Source organism: Roseovarius halophilus (ex Wu et al. 2025), assembly GCF_047086965.1.
Window position 1 is genome coordinate 1 of the sequence record NZ_JBKOTX010000311.1, and the last position, 4,658, is coordinate 4,658.

Genomic DNA, 4,658 nt, shown 5'->3' on the forward strand with positions numbered 1-4,658 from the left:
ACCGCCACGCTCGATCTGGCGCTGGAGGCTTCAGGATGTGACTGCGCGACCGTTGTCGCCAAGCCAAGACTTCTTAGCGACAACGGCTCGTCTTACATCTGAGGCCTAACCTAAGCCATCAAAAGCGGTCCGCGTCTGTGCGTTGCAAAGAGCCTAGATGTTCTGTCATGGATGATCAACTTTCCCCTCGGCGATGCCACGGTATCAATCACAGACCAAAACCACCAAATCCTCAACAACCCTATTAGTTATACCGAACCTTTTGCACGTCCTTGTCGAGGCTTGATCTGACCCACCATGTTGTATTTCGCATGATAACGAGCCCCACCTTTCCCAATACGAGCAGGTAACCGTATCAAGCTCACCATCTAGGTTTAGATCAAACTGCAAAGACTTTGTTTGCCCCGGGGCCTCTCTCACTTCTTTGGCAGTCAACTCCATTACAGTAATGGGCTTTGCACTGTTGAACATCTCTATGAGCTCGACCAACTCCCCATCCCGTAAGGCATAATCAGTCTGTGACTCCCATTCTTCAACGTTACCAACGCCCTGTGCCGAGTCATATACCCGGATCACCGTCTCTTCTCCGTGTTCCACCAATCGATACCCGCCCCATCCGTTTGGAACTGGTTGTTCATTGACAATATGGAAAAACCCGTCTTCCCGGTAGGAAACCACTGCAAGCTGGCCTGAACTTCCGTTCCCACCATGCGATAGCTCTATAATAGTCTCTGGTTGGCCATCACCATCAAGGTCTTCTGTTGGTCCAATCTTTTGAGGAAAGAGACCAGCCCAGCTCTCGGATTGGATCACATGACGAGCACCATTTATATTGGCTTCAAGAGTGTTGTTGGCTGGTGTTTGTCCTTCACGATTGATCGTATAATTCGGCACATCACCAAAGGGAACATCAAGACAAATCCGAGAGGTTTCGCCCACCCAACAATCATCTATCTTTTCGACTTCATACAGATAATTGTGAGCACGGCTTACACCATATGCACCATTCCAGTGTCCTTCATAAACGCCGTCTGAATTTTCAAGTAAGAGGACCCAGTACCCCAACGTGTCACCTTCGGTTTTCTGGCCAATTTGTATAAGCCAAGTTCGATCTGTAGACAGTGTCTTGGAGTAGGTGCATTCTCCATAATGATAAAGAAGACTGTTGATTTCTATCGAACATGTGGTGCCAGCTAATGCCGGTGATGCAAGGAGGCCCAGAGCGAATACGAGGAAAGAAATATACATACCTATGCCGTACCAGAAAGCTACAGCACTGTCACCTATGGCATCATAGCGTACAACGACGTGTTGCTTTGGCCGTGCAGCACGTATGGGTGTTGCCGGATAATCACTTTTCCTACCCGCGATCGGCTGTGGTCATGGCAAGGTCGGCGCCGAGGAACATTCAGGACGGAGGACAGGCATGGTGATCCCTCTTCACAGGCACGCAAGCGACGAGGGGGCCGAGGTTGCGGGCTGCGATCCATGGGCAGTGCGATGTCCCGGCCTCGGTTCTGGCCGAACGTTACGGCGTGACGGAACAGACGATCTATAACCGAGACTCCCCAAGTGGCCTGCGACATGACGGAGAGTTCGCCGGTCGAAGCCGTACGGTCAAGCATTCCCTCTCTCCGGACCTTGCTTGGCCTGGCGCAGACGTCCGGTTGTGGGTGTTTCAGGGCCAAGCGACGGGGTCATCCCGTGCCTTCTGAGGCGTTTTTCAGCGCGTCGGATAGACCGTTCGAGCCGGTGGACGGTGTTCTTGCCGAGGCGGGTGTCGGACAGCGTCGCTGACGCCAGATCGGACAGCCCGAGTGTGTCATCCAGCTCGCGCATCACCAGCAGACCGCCGTCCGAACTGAGCTGTGTGCCTTTGAATTCCAGCCGAACACGAGGGTCGAAATCCACCCGATCTGCCCGCTGCAATCCCGCACCCTCTGGGTGATCCATGAAACACGCCCTTCACAGCTATCAACACCATGATTTATATACGAAATACCAAGCTCAGGACCGCGAAATCAGCGGACTACTTGGGGAATGCGGGTTTAAATGGACTAAGTCTTGGATTTAGCGAGTAATTCAGCGAGACGGCCATGCGAAGTGGAAGTATCGGACATAGTACTCGTCGTATAAGTACTTCAGGTCATCCTCCCAATCGGAAATGGCGTCATCATAGCCACGCGACTGCATCTTCTTGAAATTTTTGGCAAGTGAAGCGATATGATAGGCTATTTTCCTTAGACGAAGCGAGCTGCTCGGTTCGCCCCATTTTCGCAACTCAGAAATACTATGGTACGGCGGTAGCTGCCCTACAAAGCATCGATCCAGGATCAACCGTCGCGTAGAAGTCGGGAGCCCATCAGTCTTACCCACTGTGTACCCCAGGATTTTTAGATAACTGATTTCTTGACGCTCAAAGTTGCCGCCGCCAGAGCCGGAACCTACTTCAGTAGAGGGCCATTTAAAGGCGTCGCGCTCCGGCAGATTTTTTATTCGGCGTTTCCATTCCTTCTCGATTGCTGTAACAATCAGAAGTTGCTGCTCACGCTTCGCGCCCGACGAACCGGCAGCGCCTAGAGTATTCGACTGCCACAATCTGAGAAGCTGGTCGTTATCCTTCGATGGAATTGAGGCACGAATTTTTTTGCCGCTACCAAAAAGGTCGATTTTTACGGTAGCAGCGGGAGTTGTAGGAGCCTTGAACTTACCTGACCGGCGCTCTTTCTTGCGCTGTTTGCTACGCTTCTCTGTTTTCCGCACAGCTTTCTGCCTAGCACTTTCCACCTCCTTTAGTTTCTTTTCATGCTTTACTTTTGCTCGTGCTTTGGCTTTTTCCATCTTTCCGATGGCGGCTGCAAAGTATCGATCATAAAAAACACGGATTTCGGCCTTATGTCGAAGGACAGTGCGACCCTTGAACGACAGGCCTATTTCGTACAAAGGGCTATTAGTTGCTTTGACCACCCAATTTTCATCAAGCATTTTTGCAATACAGCGAGAGAATAGCCATCGAAATTCATCACAATTCTCAAAATCACTGTCTTCTAGAAAGTTTGTGGCAATCTGCTGACAAGGACGTGGATCGTCGGCGACAGAGTGTAGAATGAACTCACACAACCCTTCAAAAGTTTCAAAATCGAGTATGAGCTGCTTCAATCGAAACTTGCCATTTTACCTGCTTTAGGTTCGAAAAATCTTCTTTTCCGACATTTCCCATGTGCGATACCATCGGACGTCACAATCGGCTGACGCGGCCTGCGCGTCAAGCATTCGATGCCCCTGATGGCCGCAGCTACCGTGCTAGGACGCCGATTTGAGTGGACAATGCCGTCGACCGGCTGTGACCTCCCAGTTTTTCGTGGCAGCTGACACACCTGTCTAGCCGCCTTTGTTTTGGACCGACCTGGGTCGCGATCACGCGCATGACGGTGGCGCTCGCAGTCGGTGGATCGCGGTAAGGATCGCGCGCACCATCGGGCCTGTGACGGCCACCTCGGCCAGTTGGAAGGTGATGGCGCGGGCATGGCGCACGACGCGGGCGCCGATCTTGATCAGTTTCAGCTGAAGGCTGGTCAGCGACCAATCGGCCATGGCCTCGGGCAGTTCGATGCAGCGCAAGAAGGTCGCCAGATTGTAGGCCAGCGCGTGCAGGTTCAGCCGCACTTCATTGTCGCGGAACTTCCGGCATGACAGCCGCGTCCAGTTGAAGGCGTATTTACCTTCCTTGATGTGCTGCTCGGCGGTGCCGCGCTGGTTATGGAACCGCACCACCCAGTCTGGCTCCATCGGGAGATTGGTGACGATGAAGCCCATACGCGGGAACAGCTCGCCCGGATGCCATTCGATCTTGGCAATGACACGGCGAGGCTTGCTCCGTGATACCGACTAGCCGCGTAGGCTACGGACGATCCAACGACGGCTCCGCTTCGCGCAGCAACACGTAGGACTTCGCCCCCTCTTGCTTCCACAGTGCTTCCACGGGTGGCGGAAACGCAAACGCCGCCCCGGAGGGCGGCGTTTAAGCGCTTGATAACGCGTAATATTTTGGTTGCGGGGGTAGGATTTGAACCTACGACCTTCAGGTTATGAGCTAAAACTATTTGATTTTAATAATTGTTCAAAAACAAATACTTAAGAAACAACCCTTTGAAATCACAACCATATTCAGCGTGATTCGTTCGGTTCCGCCTGTTTGGCTTGGGTTCAAATGGGATCAAAACGGTAACCAACGGTTGACCAAGCGTTGACTCGACATGGACTAGAACCATCGGGAAAACCACGATTGCGAACTAGCTTGCACTAAATGGCCTCCAGAAGCTGTACCCGCTCATCGCGCCTTCGGATCGCAGCATCCGTCGCAGCATCCGTCACAGCATCGATCAAGAGATAATTTTGTTTTGCTTTGGTGTTCAAAGATTCTCTATATCGGTAAGACGAACCTTCGTACGCAAATGAATACATACCAACAAACTGAGTATCTGCATACTCACCCTCCAACTTCCATGCTTCAAGTGCAAAACGTATCATTTGCTCCTCACGAAGGTCGCAAAGAATCTTGGTCCCTTCTCGATCTCTGTGGGTTGCCGGGCTCATCAAGGGTTGAACGGGCGCTACATTTTGTGCGGCCGGTAGGCGCGTCCGGCGCGTAGAACTCA

At 52.2% G+C, this 4,658-nt stretch carries 3 protein-coding genes and 2 pseudogenes; all 5 read right to left on the reverse strand.

Features of this window, described 5'->3' with window-relative positions; genetic code table 11:
• Positions 1-204 precede the first annotated feature (204 nt).
• Positions 205-1,248 carry a hypothetical protein gene (locus ACH107_RS30270; protein WP_412509410.1) on the reverse strand — a complete coding sequence of 348 codons (1,044 nt, stop codon included), beginning with the start codon at positions 1,246-1,248 and terminating at the stop codon, positions 205-207.
• A 477-nt stretch (positions 1,249-1,725) separates the two neighbouring features.
• A pseudogene (locus ACH107_RS30275) lies at positions 1,726-1,953 on the reverse strand (transposase); the annotation flags it as partial.
• A gap of 129 nt (positions 1,954-2,082) precedes the next feature.
• Positions 2,083-3,159 (reverse strand): hypothetical protein, encoded by a 1,077-nt coding sequence (locus ACH107_RS30280; RefSeq protein WP_412509411.1) that lies wholly within the window; start codon positions 3,157-3,159, stop codon positions 2,083-2,085.
• 258 nt (positions 3,160-3,417) lie between these two features.
• Positions 3,418-3,882 (reverse strand): annotated as a pseudogene (locus ACH107_RS30285) (transposase); the annotation flags it as partial.
• 420 nt (positions 3,883-4,302) lie between these two features.
• A partial coding sequence (locus tag ACH107_RS30290; protein WP_412509412.1) for a hypothetical protein occupies positions 4,303-4,658 on the reverse strand: 356 nt, incomplete at its 5' end.

Excerpts from the sequence above, each read along its gene's own strand:
- ACH107_RS30270 (WP_412509410.1), bottom strand. The coding sequence starts at position 1,248 with ATGTATATTTCTTTCCTCGTATTCGCTCTGGGCCTCCTTGCATCACCG.